The sequence below is a fragment of the Parafrankia sp. BMG5.11 genome (genome assembly GCF_004337455.1).
The window spans coordinates 335322-359047 of record NZ_SJXI01000059.1 but is presented as its reverse complement, the minus strand read 5'-3'; the positions used below and the strand labels follow the sequence as shown (position 1 = coordinate 359047).

15 protein-coding genes are annotated in these 23726 nt (G+C 72.6%); 5 read left to right on the top strand and 10 right to left on the bottom strand.

Annotation, left to right across the window (positions count from 1 at the left end; genetic code table 11):
- Positions 1–263: 263 nt before the first annotated feature.
- The gene (locus tag E0504_RS34470) at positions 264–2495 is read left to right on the top strand and encodes an ABC transporter ATP-binding protein (RefSeq protein WP_235013894.1); all 2232 of its coding nucleotides are present in this window, start codon (positions 264–266) and stop codon (positions 2493–2495) included.
- On the opposite strand, the gene E0504_RS34465 is transcribed toward E0504_RS34470, so the two are convergent.
- The 4 genes from E0504_RS34465 to E0504_RS34450 form a co-directional block, all read right to left on the bottom strand.
- Positions 2479–5091, bottom strand: coding sequence for an ATP-binding domain-containing protein (locus E0504_RS34465; protein ID WP_112105992.1), 2613 nt, complete (start codon positions 5089–5091; stop codon positions 2479–2481). The genes E0504_RS34470 and E0504_RS34465 overlap by 17 nt on opposite strands.
- Before the next feature lie 379 nt (positions 5092–5470).
- Positions 5471–6058, bottom strand: coding sequence for a type 1 glutamine amidotransferase domain-containing protein (locus tag E0504_RS34460; RefSeq protein ID WP_112105993.1), 588 nt, complete (start codon positions 6056–6058; stop codon positions 5471–5473).
- Positions 6059–6136: 78 nt separating this feature from the next.
- A complete protein-coding gene (locus E0504_RS34455) occupies positions 6137–6799 on the bottom strand; it encodes a hypothetical protein (RefSeq protein WP_071066595.1) in 663 nt (220 codons plus the stop codon).
- Positions 6800–6927: 128 nt separating this feature from the next.
- Positions 6928–7908, bottom strand: coding sequence for an alpha/beta fold hydrolase (locus E0504_RS34450; protein ID WP_112105975.1), 981 nt, complete (start codon positions 7906–7908; stop codon positions 6928–6930).
- A 141-nt stretch (positions 7909–8049) separates the two neighbouring features.
- Here E0504_RS34450 and E0504_RS34445 point away from each other — a divergent pair, with 141 nt between their 5' ends.
- Entirely contained in the window at positions 8050–9264 is a 1215-nt protein-coding gene (locus tag E0504_RS34445) for an acyl-CoA dehydrogenase family protein (RefSeq protein WP_071066596.1), read from the top strand.
- 188 nt (positions 9265–9452) lie between these two features.
- Here the strand turns inward: E0504_RS34445 and E0504_RS34440 are convergent, their stop codons facing one another.
- Positions 9453–10868 carry a hypothetical protein gene (locus E0504_RS34440; protein WP_235013895.1) on the bottom strand — a complete coding sequence of 472 codons (1416 nt, stop codon included), beginning with the start codon at positions 10866–10868 and terminating at the stop codon, positions 9453–9455.
- A 294-nt stretch (positions 10869–11162) separates the two neighbouring features.
- On the opposite strand from E0504_RS34440, the gene E0504_RS34435 reads away from it, so the two are divergent.
- From E0504_RS34435 to E0504_RS34425, 3 genes are all read left to right on the top strand, one after another.
- A complete protein-coding gene (locus E0504_RS34435) occupies positions 11163–11540 on the top strand; it encodes a hypothetical protein (RefSeq protein ID WP_112105977.1) in 378 nt (125 codons plus the stop codon).
- Positions 11541–11783: 243 nt separating this feature from the next.
- Positions 11784–12746 carry a S1 family peptidase gene (locus E0504_RS34430; RefSeq protein WP_243657750.1) on the top strand — a complete coding sequence of 321 codons (963 nt, stop codon included), beginning with the start codon at positions 11784–11786 and terminating at the stop codon, positions 12744–12746.
- A 646-nt stretch (positions 12747–13392) separates the two neighbouring features.
- Positions 13393–15561, top strand: coding sequence for a protein kinase (locus E0504_RS34425; protein WP_112105995.1), 2169 nt, complete (start codon positions 13393–13395; stop codon positions 15559–15561).
- A gap of 667 nt (positions 15562–16228) precedes the next feature.
- On the opposite strand, the gene E0504_RS34415 is transcribed toward E0504_RS34425, so the two are convergent.
- From E0504_RS34415 to E0504_RS34395, 5 genes are all read right to left on the bottom strand, one after another.
- The gene (locus E0504_RS34415) at positions 16229–17152 is read right to left on the bottom strand and encodes a hypothetical protein (protein ID WP_235013897.1); all 924 of its coding nucleotides are present in this window, start codon (positions 17150–17152) and stop codon (positions 16229–16231) included.
- Between the two features lie 258 nt (positions 17153–17410).
- Entirely contained in the window at positions 17411–19927 is a 2517-nt protein-coding gene (locus tag E0504_RS34410; RefSeq protein WP_112105981.1) for an FHA domain-containing protein, read from the bottom strand.
- A gap of 643 nt (positions 19928–20570) precedes the next feature.
- The gene (locus tag E0504_RS34405) at positions 20571–21932 is read right to left on the bottom strand and encodes a DUF2993 domain-containing protein (protein WP_165938692.1); all 1362 of its coding nucleotides are present in this window, start codon (positions 21930–21932) and stop codon (positions 20571–20573) included.
- A gap of 535 nt (positions 21933–22467) precedes the next feature.
- Entirely contained in the window at positions 22468–23202 is a 735-nt protein-coding gene (locus E0504_RS34400; RefSeq protein WP_071066602.1) for an SDR family oxidoreductase, read from the bottom strand.
- Positions 23203–23310: 108 nt separating this feature from the next.
- Complete coding sequence (locus tag E0504_RS34395; protein WP_131626617.1) at positions 23311–23679, bottom strand: hypothetical protein; 369 nt, start codon at positions 23677–23679, stop codon at positions 23311–23313.
- Between the last annotated feature and the right edge of the window lie 47 nt (positions 23680–23726).

The following is a 23726-nucleotide window of genomic DNA, read 5'->3' as shown; positions in this document are numbered from 1 at the left end:
GAACCACACCGAGGGCCGGCCCGACACCGAGACGGCCCGTTATCGGGCGGCCCGGCCCTCGGTAGCTCTATCCCCTGTACGCCCAGGTCGTCCCCGCCCCCGGTCGAGTCCTTCGAGTGGTGCCGCGGGCGAGGGGACGTGTCCAGGTGTTGTCGTCTCGCTGGTGAGCCGAGATCTGTCGTAGGTCTGGGAGACGATCCCGACGTACCACCGGATCATGCCGGCCCAACCAGGCGATCATCGAGTGTCTACGGGAGGTGCACATGTCGTCCAAAGCTCCGCCCCCGACCGGCCTGGCGGCCGGCCCTGGCGCCGCCGGAGCTGGCGCCGACCACGGTGATGGCTCCGGTGCTGCCGGTGGCCGCCGCGGGGCGGATCGCGGCGCCTCGCTGGTCCCCACTCTCATGGCGCTCCTTCTGGCCCGTCTCACCGCGAGCCGCACGGCGCGGCGCGGGGTCCGCTTCTTCGACGACCAGGGCGGCCGGCTGGTGGCCATCGTCGCGCTGGATCTCGTCGGCGCCGTGTCCGTGGCCGTCACTCCGTTCGTGCTGCGCGCGGTCGTCGACGACGGGCTGATCGACCAGTCCGCCACCCAGGACAGAACCGCGCTGGTCGGCCAGGTCGCGCTGCTCCTGGCCGCCTTCCTTCTCCAGGCGTTGCTGGGCGCCGTCTCGACCCTCGTCGGTTCGGGTGTCGGTGAACGGGTGCACATGCGCGCGACCGTCGCGATCCACGACCAGTTGCTCCGGCTGCCGTTCTCGTTCTTCCCCGGCCAGCGGCACGGCGACGTCCTGACCCTGTTCGGCGGGGACATCGCCGAGGTCCGCAGCGCGGTGTCGCTCTCCGTCCCGCGCGCGATCAGCGCCGGGGTCACCGCGGTGGTGGGCGTGGTGAGCATCGTCCTGCTGGACTGGCGGCTCGCGCTGGTCGCCGTGCTCCTGTCTCCGCTGGTCTTCGGCCTGATGACGCTGGGCCGGCGCCGCGGACGCGAGCTGACCAGGGAGCACATCAAGCTGCGCTCGGCGCACTTCGCCCTGATCACCGACACGACGAGCGTGTCGGGAGCCCTGCACGTACGGCTGTTCGGGCGCAGCATGTACGAGTCCGGCCGGCTGGCCACGATCGCCGACCAGACCCGCCGGATCTCCCTGAAGCGGATCAGGGTGTCCGCGCTGGCGCAGCTCATGTCATCGGCTGGTGCAGCGCTCGCCATCGTCGCCGTGATGAGCGTCGGCATCTGGCTCGTCAGCACCCAGCGCGCGACCGTCGGAACGCTGGTCGCGTTCGCGAGCGCGCTGCTGTTCGCCTACCGCCCGGTCACCGGCCTGGCCGAGAGCCGGGCCGACCTGATCGAGGCCGGTGTCGCCTTCGACCGGATCTTCGGGCTGCTCGACCTGGTGCCCGACCCACGGGACCTCCCCACCACCACCGCCGGGCCGGCGGGCCGGCCGGCCCCGGGCAGGTCCGCGGCGGCCGGGGCGGCGGAGTCGAGCACCGGGCTGGTCGGGGTTCCGGCTCCCCGTGGGGCCACCGGGCCGGGCGCGGGCGCGCCGGCCGCGGGGAGCGGCACGGCACCGGCCGAGGCGAGCGCGCCCACCGTCCGCGCGCCCGAGATCGTGGTGGACGGAGTGTGGTTCCGCTATGCCGGAGGCCGGCAGAACGCCTGGTCCGCCGCCGGCCGAGACGTGCGCCGCCGGTGGTGGTACGTCGCGGACGATGAGGAGGACGAGGACCAGGAACCCGAGCAGGCGGCCTCGGGTGAGGCCGCCCAGGCCGGGGAGGCCGGCCCCGCGGGCCGCTGGGCCCTGCGCGATGTCCGGCTCATCGCCGGGGCCGGCGAGAAGACGGCGATCGTCGGAGCGAGCGGCGCGGGCAAGACGACGCTCGGCTACCTCCTGTCCGGGGTGCACCGCCCCGACCGCGGCCGCCTCCTGCGCGACGACACGGACTTCGCCGACCTCACCTGGAGCGCATTGCGGGCGACGATCGGAGTCGTCCCGCAGGACCCGCACCTGTTCAACGACACGATCGCCGCGAACGTCCGCTACGGACAGCTCGACGCCACCGACGAGGCGATCACCGCGGCGGTGGTCGACTCGGGCCTCGGCCCGATGCTGGAGCGGCTACCCAAGGGCATCCGGACGAAGGTCGGTGCCCGGGGCTACCAGCTCTCGGGCGGGGAGCGCCAGCGCCTCGCGCTCGCCCGGGTCCTGATCTCCGACCCGCCGGTACTCATCCTGGACGAGGCGACCTCCCAGCTTGACGCGGCGACCGAGCACACCGTCCAGGAGGCGCTGACCCGCCTCGGGGCGGGGCGGACCCGCATAGTCATCGCGCACCGGCTGTCCACGATCGTCGACGCCGACCGCATCTACGTGATGGGCGACGGCTCCGTGGTCGAGCACGGCACCCATGCCGAGCTGATCCAGGCCGACGGCGCCTACGCGCGCCTGTACCACCGCCAGCTCCGGAAGGAGGTCACCACAGCAGGTTGAGCTGGCGGCCTCCGACCACCGGGTCACCGAGACCGGCATCGGTGTCGGCATCGTCGGTGTCGGTGTCATCGGTGTCGGTGTGGGCGTGGGCGGTGTGGGCCTCGGCTTCGGTGCGACTGGTCGCCCTCGGGGCAGCGCCGGCCTCGGGTGTCGCCGGGCCACCGCGCACCGGCATCCGATGCAGGACGCCCGGGAGCTCCCCGGTGTGCACCACGGTGAGCACGCGGGTGGCCCGGGTCAGCGCCACGTAGAGATCCGCCAGGCCCCGGGTCGGGCCGGCCAGGATCTCGGCCGGTTCGACGAGGACCACCGCGTCGAACTCGAGGCCCTTGGACTCCGCGACGGTGAGGACGGCGACGGGCGCGTCCAGCAGCAGGTCCGCCTCCGCCGGCTCCCGGGTCCCGGTCGGGCGGTCGTCCGGGTCGTCGGGCTGCCTCGGCAGCGCGAGCTGGGGCACGGCAGCGCGCAGGGCGGCCCGGATCTCCGCGGTCCGCCCCGGCGGGCAGATCACGGCGACCCGCCCCCCGGCCGCCTCGCCCGCGGCCCGCACGGACTCGTCGACCACGCCCCGCAGGAGCGCCTCGTCGGCGGACGGTATCCGGACGGCGTCCGGGCGCCGGCCGGCGGAGCGGACCGACAGGGGCGGCGCGGCCGTGGGATCGGCCGCCGTCAGCACGTCGGCCGCGACGTCCATGATCTCGCTGGGGGTACGGTAGTTCACGGTGAGCCGCTCGACGGTGTAGTGGGCGCCGACAGCCGGACCCAGCAGTTCGCCCCAGCTCTCCGGCGGCCGCGGGCGGGCCGCCTGGGCGAGATCCCCGACGAGCGTCGCGGTGCGCCCCGGGCAGCGCCGCCAAAGCAGGCGCCACAGCATCGGCGAGACCTCCTGGGCCTCGTCGACGATGAGGTGGCCGAACGTCCAGGTCCGGTCCCCGGTCGCGTACTCGGCGGCGCCGCGGCGCTGGCGGGGTGCGGTCCAGCGCTCGGCGACCGTGTCGGCGTCGAGCCGGTCGTCGAGGCCGAGCATCTCCAGCACTCCGCGGGCGTACTCCCGCTCGGCCGCGCGCTCGGCGGCGGCGCGGCGCGCCTCGTCGAGGCGGGCGGCCTCCTCCGGGTCACCGAGCAGCTCCGCGGCCTCGTCCAGCAGTGCGACATCCGCCGGAGTCCAGCGGATCCGGCCGGTTTCGGCGGAGCGGGTTTCGCCGGAGCGCCGCGCCGGCGCGTCCGCCGGGCCCTCGCGCCGCAGCAGGGCGCGTTCCTCGGCGGTGAGCCGGGTACCGGCGGCCCGGGCGAGGAGCTCCGGCGAGGCGTACAGGTCGGCCAGCAGGCGGGCCGGGGTGAGCAGCGGCCACAGGTCGTTCAGGGCCCGCCGCACGCCGGGGTCCGCCCACAGATCTGAAGTGATCTCCGAGCGCTCCTCGGGCTCGAAGAGGCCACCGGGCAACCGGGAGACCACCTGGTTCGTCAACGCGCCGAGCAGCTCGCGGATGAACACGCGGCGCGCGGAGTTGTGCGGGCGGCGGCTGCGGCGGGCCCGGGTCCTGGCCCGGACAATGGTGTCGCGGTCCAGGTGCAGGTCGTGCTCGTCGTGGCGGATCCGCACCCCTCGGCCGGGTGCCCGCTGGCGGTCCCGGACCGCGCCGGCGATGACGTCGGCCATCCGTGCGTCGCCCTTGAGGGACGCGGCGGCGACCTGGTCCTCGCCGGTCGCGTCCACACCGGGGAAGAGCCGTCCCGGGGTCGCGAACACCACTCCGGTCTCGCCGAGGGAGGGCAGGACCTGCTCGATGTAGCGGAGGAAGACGGGGCTGGGGCCGACCACGAGCACCCCGGACCGGACGAGCCGGTCGCGATCGGTGTAGAGGAGATATGCGGCACGGTGCAGCGCGACGGCGGTCTTGCCGGTGCCCGGCCCACCGTCGACCACCAGCACCGCGTTCGCCGCCGCCCGGATGATCCTGTCCTGTTCGGCCTGCAGCGTCGAGACGATGTCGTGCATCCGGCCCGTGCGCGGGGCGGACAGCGCCTCGAGGAGCATCGTGTCCCCGGTCGCGCCGAACCCGGCCTCGGCGCCCGCGCCGGCTTCGGGGGCCGCATCGCCCTCGGCGGCCCCCGAAGCCCCGTCGGCGGCGCCGGCCTGCGCGAGGTAGGCGCGGGGGTCGAGCGGGTCGTCGGCGAGGCCGGTGACCCGCCGACCGCGGGTGCGCAGGTGGCGGCGGCGGGTCAGGCCACGCGGATCGGCGATGGTCGCCTGGTAGAACGCGGTGGCCACGGGCGCCCGCCAGTCGACCAGGATCGGCTCCTGCTCCTGGTCGGTCAGCCCGATCCGGCCGATGTAGGTGCGCCCCCCGGCCGCGTGGTCCATCGCGCCGAAGCACAGCCGCCCCTCGGCGGCGTCGAGCCGGGCCAGCCGGTCGGCATGCGTCGCGGCGAACACGTCGCGTTCCACGATCGACTGCGGCGTGCCGGTGCCAGCCTCGAGCAGCACCTGTCGGAGTTGTCCTTTGGTGGTCTCCCGGACCTCGTCCAGCCGGCCGTAGAGGGTGTCGACGTAGGCCTGCTCACGGGCGAGCTCTCCGTCACGTGTCGTCGGCACCGGATGTCCCTTCGGGTCGGGTGGCGGGAGGCGGGTCGGGAGGAGGTCCCGGTGCGGGTACACGGGCGCCAACAGCCCACCACACCCGGATCATCCCGCCCGCCGAAGCGCACACCACGACGTGTCCCGCTGTCGACCTGCCGCGTCTCCCGGATGGGCGCCTTCGCCGGCCACGGCGCCGGCCGCTCCCCGGGAGGTCGCCGGGCCAACGCTGGCCCGGCACCAGCCGACCCCGAAGGACGGCACGCGGCTGCCGGTGGACGGATCGAGCGCGGATTCTCCTCGGCCACCCAGGCTACGTCCAGCTCGGCGCCGCGCGGCCGACGGCCGGGGTGACGGTCGCCGTGCCCGCCGCGCGGCGGAGCCCGCCGGGCCGCGTTCAGACGTGCGCCGGTGCCAGCTCACCGACGAGCGCGGACTCGAAAGCCGGCAGATCACCCGGCCGCCGGCTGCTGATCAGCGGATTGGGCCCCGACCGGCAGATCACGACCTCGTCGTCGACCCAGGTGGCACCGGCGTTGCGCAGGTCCGTCCGCAGACTCGGCCAGCTCGTGACCCGCCGGCCCCGGACGACGTCGGCCTCGATCAACGTCCACGGGCCGTGGCAGATCACGGCCACTGGAAGACCACGGTCGAAGAAAGTCCGGACGAACGGCACGACGCCCGGCTGCCAGCGCAAAGTGTCCGGATTGGCCACCCCGCCGGGAAGCACCAACGCGTCGAAGTCACCCGGGTCGGCGCCGGTGACCGTCGCGTCCACCGGGAAGGTGTCGGCGCGGTCGAGATGGTGGAACGCCTGGACCGTCCCCTCCTCCGTCGAGACCAGGACCGGGGTGAACCCGGCGTCGCGCACGGCCCGCCAGGGTCCGGTCAGCTCGACCTGCTCAACGCCTTCCTTCGCGGTGAGGAACGCGACCTGGCGCGCGGTGTCCGCACGGCGGCCCGCGTCATGACCGAGATTCGTCATGCTGTTCACTCCCTCGCTGAGGTCCGTTCAGCGGCCTGGGCCCCGGTCCCGGGCAGCCTGTCCGTGGTGCCGAGGCCGTCACCCGCCAGGGGCCGCCGCCTGCCGCACGTCGTCGGCGTCGTGCTCGAGCCGGGTGCGCACCAGCGCCGCGACGAGGCGCGGTACGTCCTCGCGTTCGACGAGGTCGCTCAGGTCCCGCGGGTCGGTCGGCAGGCCCAGCTCGGCCGCCGCCGCCAGCGCCCGCTGGTCCGCGTAGGGCACCAGCTCGTCCCAGGCGGCCTGGGCCTCGCGCAGGAAGATGTCCGCGCCGACCGGCCCTATCCCCTTGATCTTCTGGAGCAGGACCCGCTCACGGTCCGGGGTGCGCTCCGCCGCGTCGCGCAGGCGCCGGATGTCGCCGTCGTAGGTGTCGAGCAGGTAGGCGCAGGCGTCGCCGAACGTGCGCGAGGTGCTCTCGTCGTAGCGGGCGTACCCGCTGCGGTTGAGCACGCGGGCCCGGTCCGCCCACGACGCCTCACCCAGGGCGGCTGCGGACGTCCACCCCTGCTCACGCAGCGCACGGAACGCGCCGACGGCGATCGGCGTGCGGATGCGGGCGCTCGCGAGCAGCGCGAACACCAGCAGTCCGAACATCGACTCAGCCGTGTCGGCGGGGACGTCGACGTCGATCTCCTCGGCGTACGTGCGGCCGTGCCGGGCGAGCAGCTCACGCACGATCGCACCGGTGTCAGTTCCAGCCATGAGACTGGGCTACCCGCGACGGTCCCCCGCACTCCCGGGCCGCCTGCCGGCGCCGCGCCAGCGCAAGGGCCGGCACCGCGGCGGCCCGCGGCGGCCCGCGGCGGCCCGCGGTCGGAATCACCGGCGTGCTAGGCGAAGGCGAACTCCCGGATCAGGCGGACGAGCTCGTGCGGGCGATCGCTCTGCACCGCGTGGCCGGCGCCGTCCACCACGACGGAGCGCAGCGCCGGCAGACGGCGGTGGAACTGCTCGACGTCGTCATCATGGACGAACCGGGACAGCGCCCCGCGCACGAGCAGTAGCGGGACAGTGATCGTGTCCACCTCCTCCCACAGGCTGTCCATGCCGGTCACCTCGGTCGTCGCGCCGGGGCCGCCCAGGTCGTAGCGCCACGCCCACCGGCCGTCGGCGCGCTGGTAGGCGTTGTGCCGCACACCGCGGCGGACGCCCGAGGCCGGCCGGTTCGGGCTGAGCCGGACCGCCGCGTCGGCCATCTGCTCGAACGAGTCGTAGGTGGGCTGGCCGCCGACCAGTGCCACCGCGCCGCGCTCCGCGGTGTTCATCGCCCGGCTCCGGTCGGCCGACTGGGGGGTGACGTCCACGATGACCGCGCGCCGGCACAGGTCGGGCCGGGTCGCGGCGAGGTGGATGGTGGTGGCGCCCCCGAGGGACATGCCGACGATGACCGCCGCGTTCGGCGCCAGCTCACCCAGCGCCGTCGCCACCGCCGCGCCGCTCGCCCACGGGCCGTAGTTCCGGTCCGGACGCCGGAACGACCGGCCGTGACCGGGCAGGTCGAAGGCGATCGCGGGCCGGCCGAGGGCCAGCGCGACCGAGTCCCAGGTATGGGCGTTCTGACCGCCGCCGTGCAGGAACACGATCTCCGGGTCGGCCGTCCCCCATCGGATGTGGCTCAACCGCCGCCCGGGTTCGACCTCCACGTGGCCGCGGGTGACCTCCGGCCGGCCCTGACGGGGGATGCCCAGCTCCTCGGCGTTCTCGTGGAGCAGCCCGAACTCGTCGTAGTCGTCGCGCTCGTAAGCCTGGTCGTGGTTGTGGTCGTGCTCTTCGGCGTCCAGCGTGCTGTTGATGTTCGGCAGATCGGCCATGATCCCGCCTCGCTCTCGTCACCGCCTGTTCGACCGCCCGGCACCGCCCGACGCGGCGGCCGACGGATCGTCAAGGGAGAATGTAGGACCCATCGGCGCGACACGTACCGGTCCGGACGGCCGGGGCAACGAGAGGAACCCATGAGCGGCTTCAGCCTCGACCTCACCGACGAGCAGACTGAGCTGCGGCGGTGGGTGCACGGCTTCGCCGCGGACGTCGTCCGCCCGGCGGCGGCCGAGTGGGACGAGCGGGAGGAGACTCCCTGGCCGGTGATCCAGGAGGCCGCCAAGATCGGCCTCTACAACTTCGACACGCTGGCCACGCTGTGGGCCGAGGAGACCGGCCTGGGCCTGCCGCTCCTCTCCGAGGAGCTGTTCTGGGGCGACGCGGGCATCGGAATGTCGATCATGGGAACGTCGCTGGCGGTCGCCGGGATCGCGTCGGCCGGCACGTTCGACCAGCTCGGCGAATGGGTGCCCCAGTGCTTCGGTGACGCCGCCGACCCGAAGGTGGCCGCGTACTGCGTGTCCGAGCCCGAGGCCGGCTCGGACGTCTCGTCGATGCGGGTCCGTGCCCGCTACGACGAGGCGACCGACGAATGGGTGATCAACGGCCAGAAGGCGTGGATCACGAACGGCGGCATCGCGAACGTCCACGTGGTCGTCGCCTCGGTCGACCCGACGCTGCGCGGCCGCGGCCAGGCCGCGTTCGTCGTCCCGCCCGGCACCCCCGGGCTGACCGGGAACAGGAAGATCAAGAAACTCGGCCTGCGGGCCTCGCACACCGCCGACGTCTTCCTCGACGACGTCCGGGTGCCCGGCCGGTGCCTGCTCGGCGGCAAGGAGAAACTGGACGAGCGGCTCGCCCGCGCCCGCGAGGGCTCCCGCTCCGCCGGCCAGGGCGCCCTGCAGACCTTCGAGATGACCCGCCCCACGGTCGGCGCGCAGGCGGTGGGCATCGCCCGGGCCGCCTACGAGTACGCGCTGGACTATGCCCGCCACCGCGAGCAGTTCGGACGTCCGATCATCACCAACCAGGCCGTCGCGTTCGCGCTGGCCGACATGCGGATGGAGATCGACGCGGCCCGCCTGCTCATCTGGCGCGCCGCGTGGATGGGCCGCAACGAGCGGCGCTTCGAGGCCGGGGAGGGCTCGATGTCGAAGCTCAAGGCCGGCGAGGTCGCGGTGTGGGCGACCGAGAAGGCGGTGCAGATCCTCGGCGGCGCCGGCTACAGCCGCGAGCACCCGGTGGAGCGCATGTACCGCGACGCCAAGATCTACACCATCTTCGAGGGGACCTCGGAGATCCAGCGGCTCGTGGTCGCGCGGGCCATCTCCGGAATGCGCCTCTCCTGATCCGCGGATGGCGGCGGTCGGAGCCGCACGGCGCACGGATTTACCGGATTGAGTCGCGGAATCCCGGCAACATACGGGGTCTGCCGACGTGAAGCAGTCTTCAATCTGGCGTAGGCCGGACCGCCGACGCGGTAACGGGGGCGATGTCGGGGGCATCGACTGCGTCTGGTGGTCCGGCCGGGGGCGCGTCAGCCGCCGGTGAGGTTCGCCGCGCTGACATAGGCCACGCTCGCGTGGCTGTCGACCGGGCGGCCCGACCCGTCGACGCACCGGACGGTGGCGGTCACGTCGTTCGGCTTGAAGCCCGACGTCCAGTTGTCCACCGAGCACCTCGAGGTCGGCTCGCCGTAGGCGGTCACGCTGAGGTGATCGGGCGTCCCGGCGACGCCGGGAAGGACCACCTCGTAGACGCCGACTCCTGTGCGCCGCACCGTGTTGACCGACCCTGCGCTGTTCGCCGAGTAGCGCGCCCAGGCGTCGACCGGGTCCCCGAGCGGCGCCGGCTCGAGGGGTCCGCCGTCGCGGACAATGCCGGTGAACAACTGCGCGAAGTCGCTCGCGCCGGTCGGCACCAGCGCGTTCCGGTCGGTGTACAGCAGGACGAACGGGGTGTCCGCCAACGTCGTGCCGTCGGCGCAGCCGACCAGGACGGACTGCCGGTCGGCCTTGACCTCCCGGCCGAGGACGTTGCACCCGGCGGCGGAGGTACCAGCCGCGTTGACCTGGAGGTTGTTCCCGGGGCGGACGAACTCCGACCCGACCAGGTCGACGGCATAGCGGCCGGTGCCGAGACGGTGGACCTGGACCATGCCGGGCCCGGACACGCTGTAGGCGTCGCGGGGCCGGGAGTCAGCGCGGCCGCCCTGGTCGAGGTGCACGTACGCATATGGAGGATCCCCGACCGATGGACGGTGGCCCTCGGGTGCGTAGGTGAACAGAAGACTGAACCGGGAGTCGACGAAGTCACCGGACGGACGGCGGCAGGCCAGGTTGACGCGCTCGTCCAGCCGCCCGGGCGGCCCGGACGCCGATCGCGCGCCGGTCACCGCGCCGGGCTCGCCCGGTGGTGGCGCCACCGCGTCCCAGTCGACGATGTGGCAGTGGGCCGGCGCGGCCGCGTCGGTGACGGCACCGGACGGCGCGTCGGCGTCGGCATCCGCGGCGCCGGTCGTGGCTGGGTTCGGGCCGGTGCCGGTTCGGCCGGCCGCGGCGGGCCCGCCGATCGCGGTCGCCAGGGCGACTCCGCGCCGCCGCGACACGCCCAGGCCGGGGAAAACCACGCTGTACCGGCCCACGGCCGTACGGGAGATCACCGGTCGGGCCTCGGCCAGGGCGTCGACGACCTGCCAGCTCCCGGCCGCGGCGGAGTCGGGGGGCTCCAGCGGAGCCGCGGGCGACACGACGTCGGAGCGCAGGAAACCCCAGCGGGGGCCGATGGGATCGCCGCTCCCGGCACCGCCGTTCCCGCCGTCACCGGGCCCGCCGGCCGCGTACGCGGCGGGATCATCACGGACGGCGGCGAGCGTGACGAGCGTCACCGCGGTGATCAGCGCCAGGACGGCGAGCACCGCACTGGTCACCGTGGCCCGACTAAAACGCGGCACGCGTCCAGCCCTTTCGTCGTCGGCGCTCGCGACCGCGGCCGTGCCCACCCCATCCGGGCGCGAGGTACGTCGTAGCCGAGAATGGCACAACTGTGGGTGCACCCGCACAGAGACCCCGGGCATGCATGTAACAGGCCAGATCATCAGGTACCCGACAGATCAGCGCGGCTGCGGCGGGTGAAACGGTCCGTGGCCGGCGGGTCCCTCCGCGCCCGCCGCTGCGCCGAAGCGGGCCGCCGGGCGGCGACAATCACCGTGCCGACATCACCCCGGCGACCTGCAGGAGGACATTCCATGGGACGGTTCAGGCCGATTCTCCGCCGCGGTGGCCTCAGCTTTCTGCTCGCGGTTCTGGCGGCGACCGGGGCCGCGTGCCAGCCCGGTCCGGTGCGCGGCCCGGGCGGTGGGGCCGATTCCCCTCCCGCGGCCGACACAGATGCCACACCACGCCCGGACCCGGAAGACCTACGCCGTGTCTCGGCGGAAATAGAACGCCGGGTCACGTCCTATGCCCAGACCCATGACACCTCGTACTCCTTCGGGGTCTACATCGATTCCGGGATAGGACGGGTCATCCTGGAGACCGACGCCCCCGCGAACGTGACGGACCAACTCGTCGGCGCCGACGCCGATCTCGTCCAGATCCGGCGGGAAAAGGTCGAGGACTACTAGCCGCGGACATCACCGCACAACGCACTGTTTGTGCGGCTTGCCTTGTCAAGAAGGAGACAGGCGTCGAAACATCGACGCTCCGAACCACCTCGGTACTGTGCCGACGATCTCCAGTGATTCGGAGAGATGCACCAGGTGGGCAGACAACCTGAACGCATCCGACAATCGTTCTGCAGGTTTTCGGAGAGTACATAGGTGAGAAATTCCAGATCGAGGCTCCGCTGGGGCGGAGCCGGCCTGGCGATGGCCGGATTCACCGTGATCGCGAGCACGATTCCGGTGTACGCCGCGAACTCGTCAGGCGACAGCAAGGCGACCATCGCGGTCGACAACGCGGTGGCCGCTCCGGCCGCGGATGCCACCTTCGCGACGGACCAGGTCGCGGCCGATCTGGCCGCGACCTCAAGCACGATCGGGTCGAAGGTCGTCTCCTTCGTCCAGGCCAAGGGCACCTCCTACACCTTCGGCGTCTACGCCGATCCCGACCTGGGCAAGGTCATCGTCGAGACCGACGCGCCCGCGCGGGACGTGGCCGCGCTGCTCGGCAAGGACGCGAGCCAGGTCGTGGTCCGCAAGGGGAAGGTCACCGACCTGTTCAGCCGGCGCGACGACGTCCCCGCATTCTGGGGTGGCGCCGGGATCAGGTCCGGTGGGGCCATCTGTTCCTCGGGCTACACCGTCGCCAACTCGGCGAACACCCGCTACCAGGTGACCGCCGGGCACTGCGCGCCCAACGGCGCGACCGAGGTCACGGAGCTGGGCAACCGCACCTTCGGCGTCGTCAGCGGCAACGGTCTGCCCAGCAAGGACATGGAGCTGCTCGGCGGCCAGTCGTACGGATCGTTCATCTACGGCGGCGGCGTCAACAGCAGCACCGGTTACCACGTCGCCGGCGCCGGCAATCCCGTCGTCGGTTTCACCAACTACTGCCACAGCGGCCGCACGACGGGTGAGAACTGCGGGCACACCGCGCAGAGCGTCACGGCCACCGTCTGCACCAGCAGCGGCTGCAAGTCGCCCGTGGCCGCCTTCACCGGCGGTGTCCTCCCACAGGGCGGCGACTCCGGCTCGCCGTTCTTCGTCGGCTCCACCAGCGGCACCGACAAGCACATCCGCGGGCACGTCATCGCGGGTAACGGAACCACCTCGTACGCCGAGCTGTGGAACAACGTCGCGGCACGCTACGGCGTACATATCGTGACATAGTTCTCGCACGCCTGTTCACGAACCGGTCGGACCCGAGCGCACTCCTCTCGCCCGGGTCCGGCCGGTCTCTCGTTTCAAGGCCCACCACCTACCGGAACGCCGTTTTCCCGTCCACCGGCCGCGCGCCGGACGACAGGCGTCACGCGGCCCGGCAGCGCACACACAGGCATCCGAGGCACGCTTTACGGGAGGTGGTGGGCCGGGCATTCCGGCCAGGAGACCGTCGACGGTCGGGGGCCCGCCGGGTCCGGGGCTGTCGACGTGGCTCCGCCGGCCGTCTAGGCGGCCCGGACCTGGCTGTTCCCGCCCACCGCCCGGTACCTGTTCCCGCCCACCGCCGGTGGCCGTCCCGGTGGGCTGCCGCGCGGGCACGCCACCCGGAACAATCGCACAGCATTGTCGGAGCACCGACACCGACCCCGCGCCGGCGGGCATGTCCGCCCAAAGACAGCCGGGCGGGGTGCGCTTTCACCACCGCCCCCGCATACAGTGATGCCGACTGCACAGGATTCTCTTCCGATTCGCGGGAATGGCGCTCGGACCCAATTCTGTGGTAGTGATCTACCGATAGTGAACAGACTCCGGTACACGGCGGCGATCCTCACATGAGGCACTCGACCCGCCACGGCAGGTGAGGGTGGGCTCGATGTCATCGGATGCCGGTGTGACGGCGAGGACCGTTCCGCTCGGCGCGGACGATCCCCGTGAACTCGGTTCGTACCAGTTGCTGAGCAAGCTCGGCCAGGGCGGCATGGGCACGGTGTACCTGGGCAAGTCGCAGCAGGGCCGCTATGTCGCGATCAAGGTGATCCGCGCCGACGTGGCCGACGACTCCGAGTTCCGCGCCCGGTTCCGACTCGAGGCCGAGACGGCTCGCCGGGTCGCCCGGGTCTGCACCGCGGAGGTCCTCGACGCCGACCCGGACGCGCCCCAGCCCTACCTGGTCACCGAGTTCATCGAGGGCGAGACCCTCTCGCGTTTCGTCGCCCGCAACGGCCCGCTCGCCGACGCCAATCTCGAGCAGCTCGCCGTCGGGGTGGCGGCGGCGCTGACCGCGATCCACCGGGCCGGCATCGTGCACCGCGACCTCAAGCCGTCGAACGTCGTGCTCTCACCGTTCGGGCCCCGCGTCATCGACTTCGGCATCGCCCGCGCGCTGGACGCCGCCACGAACCTCACCGGTGACCTCCAGCAGCTCGGCACCCCCGCCTTCATGTCCCCCGAGCAGATCGAGGGCGGAACCGTCACCCCGGCCGTCGACATCTGGGCGTGGGGCGGTGTGGTGACCTACGCCGCCACCGGGCGCTACCCGTTCGGGGACGGCAACGCGCAGGTGCTGCTCTACCGGGCGTTGCACGAGGAGCCGCGGCTCGACGGCGTCGACCCGGCGCTGCACCCCATCGTCTGGCACGCGATGCGCAAGAACCCGACCACCCGGCCGACCGCGCAGCAGCTCATGCTCCGCCTGCTCGGTGACTCCGGCGAGGACGCCGACGCCACGATCGACCCGCGTGAGGTCACCAACGTCCTGCAGGGCTGGAACCTGCCCGTGCCCGGCAGCGGCCCGGCGGAGGACGGCCCGACGATGGCCACCGCGGCCGGGACCCAGGGCCCCGCCGGCTACAGCAGCACCGAGGCCCCCACCAGGCTGCCGACCGGCGTCGGCAGCCGACCGGGCGCCCAGGGCGGCTTCCACCCCCAGGCAGGCGGCCCGACGCCCCCTGCGCAGGGCGGCGACACTCCGGGTACGGGCGGCACGGGCGGCGCGTCAGCTAAGAAGCGCCGCACGCCCGTAATCGTCGGCGCCGCGGCGGCGGTCGCGGCGGTGGTCGTCGCCGCGACCCTGATCGCGACCAGCGGCGGCGACGACAGCGACGACAGCTCCACCGCGTCCAGCGGGTCAGCCCCCGCCAGCGGCGGGGCCGCGTCCGGGATTCCGCAGGCGGCAACCCCGCTCGACCTCGACACGATGGTCTTCGCCAGCGACCAGAACGGCAACTACGACCTGTTCACAGGCCGCGTTCCCCCCGCGCAGGGGGAGCTCACGGACATCAAGCCGATCACCACCGCGGCCGAGAACGACATGCTGCCCTCGATCAGCAAGGATCGCCGGACGGTCGTCTTCTTCCGCAAGGGCTCGCCCAACGCCCTCTACGCGGTGGCGGCGGACGGATCGGGGTCCCCGGTGAAGCTGTTCACCAGCGGCCCCGCGGCGAAGCTGACGATCGCCGACGACGCCCGGCCATCGCTGTCTCCGGACGGCAAGTTCCTCGTCGTGCGGTCGACGACCGATGAGTCCGGATTCCCGAACCCGGGTCTGTATGTGGTCTCGCTCGACGGCGCCGGGTTGTTCCGCCTCGGCGCCAAGCCCCAGGCGACCGACCCGGCCTGGTCACCGAGCGGTGAGCTCATCGCCTACTGGTCGTCCGAGACGGAGAGCGACCGCGGCTTCATCGTGACGATCCCGGCGAGGCCCGACTCCCAGCCGACGCCGATCACCAACGGCCAGGGCAACCGGGACGCCGACCCGACCTTCTCCCCGGACGGCAAGCGGATCGCCTTCAGCCGCGAGGTCGACGGTGACCTCGAGATCTACCAGATGAACACCGACGGCTCCCAAGTGGAGCGTGTCACCGCCGAGCCGGGGCGGGACCAGGATCCGGCCTACTCACCCGACGGAAAGCTCCTGAGTTTCACCGGCGAGCGGGGCACGCCGCTCCGCCGGATCTACCTCACGGACCCGGCGGACACGACCGCGGCGGACCGTCTCCTCACCAGCACCGCAGGCTTCCACATCCGCTGGGCGAGCGGCTGACCAAACCTCACCCCTCCCCGCGGGGAGGACCGCCTCCATCCCGAACAGCGTGATCGCCTGACGCGCGATCACGCTGTTCGGGATGGTTCTGGTTTCAGCCCCTCGACAGCGGTACTTGCGGTCCCGATGGCGGACCGACACCGTTTACCCCGGTGTGCCGGGAAGTCTGCTCGGCGAAGCGAGCTGTGTTGCGCCCCGCCGTGTTAGTCGACCTTCCCTGGAGACCTCTGGTCATCCTTGAGCGCGTTGCCGTGTCCGAGCCCGAAGACCGGTCGTAGCCCACTCCGTCCCCTGCCCGGTTCGTCCCCTGCCCGGTTCCTTCCATGAGCTGCCGACGTCTCTGCCGTTGGCAGTGCTGCGGTGAATCGTTTTTCGATTCTCCGAGAAGGACGCCGCGCTCACCGACCTGATATCCGCCGACCTGACGCCACCAACGAAATGAGACATGGAGACGGTCGTGTTGGCCGTCGCGGCCGATCTGAGAGTGAGACGCGACATGGCAGGGTTCTGCTGGGCGGAGTGTTCGGGTTCGGCCAGGGCGGCATGGCCACGGTTCTTCCTGGTTCAGTGCTCATGACGACCGTGGCGCTGACCTGCTGGACGCTTTCCGGCGGGGAGCCCTGAGCGAACAGTGCCACCTGCCCGGGCTGGCCTGGTCAGGAACACCTCACCGGCCGGAGCTGGCGAGGCGGCGCCGGATTCGCGAAGCCAGATGGTTCGGATCGTGCAGGTCGCTCCAGGTGAGCCACAGGGTGCTCATGCCGAGGTCGGCCAGTTGCGCCTGTAGCCGGCTCCGGTGGGCGGTCTGCCGCTCCCGGGCCGGCGGGGCCGCGAGCTCGTAGGTCTGCACCGCCAGCCCGGCCGACGGCCAGGCGAGATGCACCCGCTCACCGGCCCGGCCGGTGGCCGGACCGGGCGGCGCCCACCGGACCGCCTCCGGTTCGAGGCCCGCCTCGGCCAGGGCCAGGCGCACCCGCGACTCCAGCGGGGTGCCCGCGCGCCCGTCCACCAGGTCCCATAACCGGGTGATGCCGGGTGGCCCCTCACCTGCATCGTTGCGACGCAGCACCGCCTCCTTCAGGTCCACGTAGTCGGGCGAGGGACGCACCGCGCCGAGAGCCGCCCCGGATGTACCGCGACCGTTCGGCCAGCCGAGGTGCAGGAGAGCGTCCAGCATCGGTACGGAGATCGCGCGGTCGAGGCGGAGGATGATGTCCTGCAGCGTGCGGTGGGCGGTTGTCGCCTCGATGCCGGCGAGGTCCGTCGTCTCGCCTGGCGTCAGCTCCATGCAGTGACGCCGGCAGCCACGCCGGCCGCGGAACGCGGCCCCGCCCGGGAAGGCGACGTCGACGGGCTCGGTCGTGCCCTGGGGTGGCAGACCGGGGAGCCCGTGCAGCCGGGCCGCGGTCAGTAGGCAGACCGTCCCGCCGGCGGCCGCGAGCGCGGCCCGAGCATGGGCACGCACCCGGTCACGCACCGGAGGGATGACGAGGGTGCCACGGATCGGGGTGTGCCAGCCGTGGGCCCGCCGGCGGGCGGCGATCGCCCCGTCGGACAGGCCGAGCCCGCGGGCCTGGCTACGGGTGATCATGTCGTCCTGCCTCCGGGCCAGGGCGACGACTCGGTCGTGAACGTCCGGCATGCGCCCGAGTCTGCGCCGCCACGCGGCACGCCGGCCGGCCCCGGCCGCCGGTGTGGACGACCAGATCCCGTACGAGCTTGTCCACCGGCCGGCCGGCCGGAACACCGAAGGGGCGGTGCCCACCCTGGTCGAGGGTGGGCACCGCCCCTTCGAGCGTGCCGTGTGTGCGCGACCGCGACCGCGCTGGCGGTGGGGTGGCGGTGGCGCCTAGCGGACGGGAGCGGCCGGGCGGCGCTTCGCCGTCTTCGGGTCCATCCGCCGCACCAGCAGCGAGGTGACGATCACGCAGATGGTGCCCACCGCGAGGGCACCACCGAGGTCGATCAGGAACTGGGTGCTCGTGAAGTCGTACAGCGGGTCGGCCGGGAAGTCCGGGTTGATCGGAGTGCCGAAGCCGGAGATCTTGTTCAGGTCGATCACCGAGGCGAGGGCGGCGAAGCCCCACCGGGCCGGTGCGATCCAGCTGGCCTGCTCGAGGCCGTCCGTCCCCTCCGCGGGAACCAGGCCGCCGGAGAAGACCAGCTGGGCCATGGTGATGAGCACCAGCAGCGGCATGGTCTTGTCCGCGTTGTCGACCAGCGCGGAGATGACCAGGCCGAGCATGGCCGAGGCGAGCGACAGCGCGATCACGGCGACCGCGGCCTCGAGGAAGGGGAAGCCGAACAGCCCTTCACCCATCTTGCGGCCGGCCAGGGCGATCGTCGTGAACACCAGGGCCTGCAGGGTCGTGACCAGGGTCAGAACCAGGACCTTCGAGCCGATATAAGCCGTCCGGGATAGGCCGATCGCCCGTTCTCGGCGATAGATCGGTCTCTCCTTGACGATTTCTCGTACCGAGTTCGACATGCCCATGAAACAGGCACACAGTGTTACGACCAGTAGGACCGTCGGGGCGTCTCTGTTGGGCCCGTCCGCTTGCACCACCAGATCCCCGGGGATTGCTCGTGGGATCGCCCCGAGAAGGAACGGGAAAGCGATGATCAGGCGTAGGTAGGACTTGTCGGAGGCGACGACGGCCATCGTCCGTCGACTCAGCGTGACGAGCTGAGAGATGACCGACTGCTGCCGGATGGACGGCAGGTCCTCGGGCGCCGGCCGCGCCGACGGCGCGGTGATCGACGCCGGGACGTAGTACCGCGACTGCCGGAACCGGGCCGCCGACTCGGCACCCGGAGTCGCCTCGAGGGTGAGGAAGACGTCCGGGTAGTCCTTCGCGCCGAAGAAGGGCAGGGCGTCGCCGGGCGGGCCGAAGTAGGCCACGTAGCCACCGGGCGCGAGGACCAGCACGTAGTCACAGAGGTCGAGCTGGGCGACGCTGTGCGTGACGACGACGACCGTACGGCCGTCGTCCGCCAGCTTGCGCAGCGACTCCATGACGTTCTTGTCCATGCCCGGGTCGAGACCGGACGTCGGCTCGTCCAAGTAGAGCAGGGTCGGCCTGGTCAGCAGCTCCAGGGCGACCGAGGTCCGCTTACGCTGACCACCGGACAGCCGCGACACCTGGGTGTTCGCGTGGGCGGTCAGGCCCAGCTCGGCGAGGACCTCGTCGACCCGCTGCCGACGCTCGGCCTTCGTCGTGTCCGGCGGGAACCGCAGCTCGGCGCCGAACTCGAGCGCCCTGCGGACGGTCAGCGACGTGTGCAGCAGGTCCTCCTGCGGCACGTAGCCGATCCGGCGGCGCAGTTCGTCGTACTCGGAGTACATGTCCCGCCCGGCGTAGCGGACGTTGCCCTTGTCCGCCGGGCGGAACCCGGTCAGCGCGTTGAGCAGGGTCGACTTGCCGGCACCGGACGGGCCGACCACGCCGAGCAGCGCACGCCCGGGAAGCTTGAAGGTCATGTCGTGCATGAGCTGCTTCTCGCCGGCCCAGACGTTCAGGGCATCGGCCTCGAAGCTGACGTCGCCGGAGTCGAGGTACTCGACGAGAAGCTCGCCCTCGAGCTGGAAGACGTGGTGGCCGATGGCGATCACGTCGCCCTGGCTCACGTTCGCCCGGCTGATGCGGCGCCCGTTGACGAAGACGCCGTTGGCCGAGTCGAGGTCGGCGATCTGCAGCCCGTTGCGGTTGATGTAGAGCTCGGCGTGCCGGCGGGAGGCCAACAGGTCGGTGATGACGATGTCGTTGTCGCGGGCCCGGCCCAGCGACATCGTGCCCTGCCGGAGCCGGTAGGTCGTCCGGCGCTCGTGCTCCTGATCCAGGCTCGTCGAGCCGGACGGCGTCCGTGCCGGGTCGTAGCCGCTGCCGCCACGGCCGCCGCCGGCGGCCGGCCCGGTCGGCGACGACGAGCCGCGCCCGCCGCCCTGGCCCCGGGTCGGGGCGGTGGGCCGCGGGGGCTGGTAGCCGCTGGAGCCGGGCAGCATCGTCTGCATGTCGTAGCCGGCCGGGTCGTACTCGGGCTCGTCGTCGAACCCGCCGCGCGCGGCGGGGAACTCGGGCATGACCACGACCTCGGGCCCGCTGGGAGTGCCGAGCCGGAACCGGACCTCGCCCTGTACGCTCACCGACTCGGGCATCCGCTGGCCGTCGACCCAGGTGCCGTTGGAGCTGATGTCGCGGACGGACCAGCCCGATCCGGTCTGCTCGACCAGCAGGTGCCGTCGGGAGACGCGACTGTCGGCGATGACGTAGTCCGCGGTCCGAGCACGTCCGATGATGAACTGCTCACCTGCCGGCACAGTGGCGGCACCGGCCTCGGTGACGACTCTCAGATACGTCGTCTGCACGACTCTCCCCCTTCACGACGGGACGCAGGCCGGGATGCCCCGCCGAAATCCTCTTCTGCACATCGTCCGGATCGGTCTCCGGACGGGACGGGCAACGGTGCCACCACCGGTGGATCCTCACTACCTTGACCGATCTTGCGGGATGCCGCAGATCGTAGCGTCGGGTGTCGACCTTGATCCAGCCCGGGTGACGCGAGCGCCGTCGAACGGGCCGCTTCAGCCGTTTCTGGAGCCGACACCTCTAACCCTCCTCGCGTCGTTCGTTCACTTCCCGGTGCCTTTCATATCTCGCCAGCAGCGGAGCTGTGACCGAGTGTGGCAAGTCCGGCACGAGCACCGGCGACGAGGACGGGATCGGTGCACCACCGACAATGCCCGTCCGGAAGACCCGGGAGCAGCTTCTGTCGCCGATCTGACCCGCTACCGTACGCGCCCGCGGCCCGCGCGGACACCCCTCCGCCGCGATCTCCATGGTGCCCGTGGACGCCACCGCGGGGGGCACTGTGGCCGCCCCCCGCCGCGGGAGCTCCGCGGCCCACCACCGCCCGGCGCCGCCGGGCGGCTCGGCGGCCACGACCCCGCGCCGGGGCCTCTGGCCAGCCCTCGACGCGGCGATACGCCCGAATTATCACGATCTTGCGGGTCACTGCCCGCCAGCCGACTGAGGGGCGGCCGGCAGGATGACGTCCTTGGCCGTCGCGGTGAGTGAGAGGCCCGAGGCGTCCGTCGACGCCGCGACGATGTTGAGGTCGAACGGCAGTCCGGCGATCGGGATGGGGATCGAGTCGAGCCGAAGACCCGCGGGGAGCGGGATGTTGGCGTTGATCGCGCCCTTCAGCGACAGCTCCGACGGCACGAGGGTGAGCGCGTTGTCCTGAACCTCGAAGGTGGTCACGCCACCGATCTCCTGCGATCCGAGAAACCCGGTGTCGATCCGGCTGGAGATCTCGACCCGGTCACCGCCGTCCACCGGGTTGACCTGAACCGGCGGATCCTGCTTCGCGAGGTAGGTGTTCAGGTCGTCATAGCTGATCCGAACCGTCGCCCGGACGTCGTCCACCGGCACCTCGCCGACGTTGTCGGAGAGTGCGTCGCCGAGCGGTACGTGAAGGCCTTTGAGATTCGCGTGGACCTGCGAGATACGCGGGCCGGGGGTTGGTATTCCCTCGATCGTGACGCCGATGTCCTTGAACTTTCCGAACAGCACCTGGGTGAGGAACGGGAAGCCGCCGATGGTGACGTTCTTCACCGTCGGCGGAGTCGCGCCGGGCTCCAGGCTCTCCGCGACGCTGACCTCGATCTGCTTGACCATCTGGTCCTTGGCGATCGCGACCGCCACCCGGTCGCCCACCACGAAGAGCACAAGGAGGACCACAACAACGATCGCGAGGATGCGCCCGCGGCGCCGCCGCCGAGCGGGCGCCGGGCCCGGCTCCGGGCCCGAGCCACCCGGCGGACCACCGGGGCCGCCCGGCAGACCCCCGCTGTCGGACGCGGCCGGGTAGGCCTCCCCGTAGTTACCGTTCCCGGGCACCGGGCGGACATGGCCGCCGCTGTCGGTGTAGGTGCCCGCGGCCTGACCAGGCTGGCCGTACTGGGGGCCGGTCGCACCGGGCCGCGGGGACTGACCGGAGGCCGGCCCCGTCCACAGGTCACCCGGCCCGACGGGCGCCGCCGCGCCAGGGGCCCCGGCACCGCGCCGGACCGCGTCGATGGCCCCGCCGAGCGTGGGCTCCGTCATCGGGGGCACGTGATCGTGCTCCGGCTGCTCGTCGGCAGGGCGCACCGGACGGCCGGGGCGGAACGCGTCCGCGGGTGGTGGAGGACCGGCCGGGCGGAACGCGTCCGCGGGTGGCGGCGGGGCCGCCGGGGCTCCTGGCCGGGAGCGGCGCCGCACGTCCTGGGTCGGCCTGGTGCCGCCCTCGCCCCCGCCGGATCCCCCGGGGGGCATGACATTGGTGGCGTCCGCGGGCTCCTGCCCGTCCCCGCCGCGCCCGTGGTTCACCGGAACATCTCCCGCTCCGCGCCACGTCGGGGCCTCCGGCGTGGCGCCGCCGTGTCACAGTCGGTCATGTCGAGTCGTCCACCGCCCCGATCAACGATCGGCGTGGCCCGGCCGGCGGCACGGCCCCGCACGCATCGCCCCACAGCCCCGGGGCCCCGTGCCTGGCCGGCACGGGCCCGATCGGGCGGCGGAAACGAGGTGACGGTCGGCGGCACGGTGACGGCCGAAGCACTCGACCACGAGCCTTCGACCGGCCGGGCCGCCGTCCGAACCGTCGGCCCATCAAAAGATGGTCGCACGTGGGGCGGCTGGACAGCGGTGTCGGGTCCGATCACCTGTGTTGTGTACGTGTCGGATTACCGACCCGGACATTCGTCGGTGACGCGCTGTTCCATGACTCGCGGCGAAGCGCCCCGTTCGATCCGTTTTCCGTGCGTTGTCCACCCGAGCCGGACGGTGCCGCCAGAACCGGCGATGTCCGGCCGAGCCGGGCGGGGCCGGGCGGGGCCTGCGGGCCGCCGGCGGCATCGTCAGGTCAGACCTCCAGCGGGAGCTGGGCGGCGCCGCGGCGCCGGCGCGGTGGGGCGGCGAGGCGGAACGCCGTCCCGCCCGGAGCCGCGAACGCGTGCCAGAAGTGATCGGCGACGGCTTCCGGCAGCAACGGCCCGGACAGCCCGACCCGGCCGTCGAGCACCACCGTGCGCAGGCGAACGCCCTGGGCGGCGAGCCCGGGAGCCATCGCCCCGCCCATCGCCGCCAGGCCGGCCTTGCCCACCGCGAGCGCGAAACGCCCCGCCGCCGGCTCGCTGCGGGTGCCCGCGACCGTCAGCAGGACGGTGGCGCCCGGCCGGTCCACCAGCAGGGGCACCGCCGCCTGGACAGCGGTCAGCGCCCCGGTCACGTTCACCGCGAGAGTCTGGTTCATGGAGTCCGCCCGCACCGAGAACGCGGTGCCGCGGATGCTCAGCTTGGCGTTGTAGACCAGCACGGTCAGCCCACCGATCGCGGCGGCGAGCCGCTGCGTCGCCGTCCCGAAGGCCGCCTGGTCGGTGACATCGGCGACCGCGCCCGTGACGTCGTGGCCGTCCGCGGCGAGCTCGGCGGTAATCCGGGCCACCGTGTCGGAGGAGCGCGAGAGCACGCCGAGCGCGAACCCCTCCTCTGCGAACCGGCGCAGCAGCGGGCCGCCGAAGGCGGCACCCGGCCCCACCACGATCAGCCCGCGGGTCGGCGGCGCCGGCTCCCGGCCGGTGGCCGTGCCGTTGTTCATGTGCCCATCCTGACGCGCGATGTCCTCCCCCGTGTCGCGATGCGACCGGTTCGGCCAGGTCGCGCCCGAATCATCACCCCCGACGGCCCGGGCCGGCCAGAACTGCCCTCAACGCGAGCTGGACGACGTCCGACTGCCGGCGCGGTCGGTGCGGTTGGCAGTGCCGGTGCGGCTGCCGGTCCCGGCGCGGTTGGCGGTGCTGGTGCGGCGGCGGCGGCGCGACAGCAGTGGACGGCGGGGCCGCTTCGGGCGGCCGCCACGGCGCTCGACCGGCCGGGCGCCGGTGGCTGCCCGGCCGACGCCGGATGCCGCACGGTTGGCAACCACGTCCCCGCCGGCCGGGCGGGCGGCGGGGATCGCGTTCGCGGCTCGGATGGGCGCCGCCCGGCGGTAAACGACCGCGAGCACGGCCGCGACGGCCAGGATGGGAAGCGAGATCAGCACCAGGGCGACGATGACGGCGGCGAGTGTCTGCATCCTGGATCGATACCCAATGTGTCCGCAACGTCACACGGAGCCCCGTT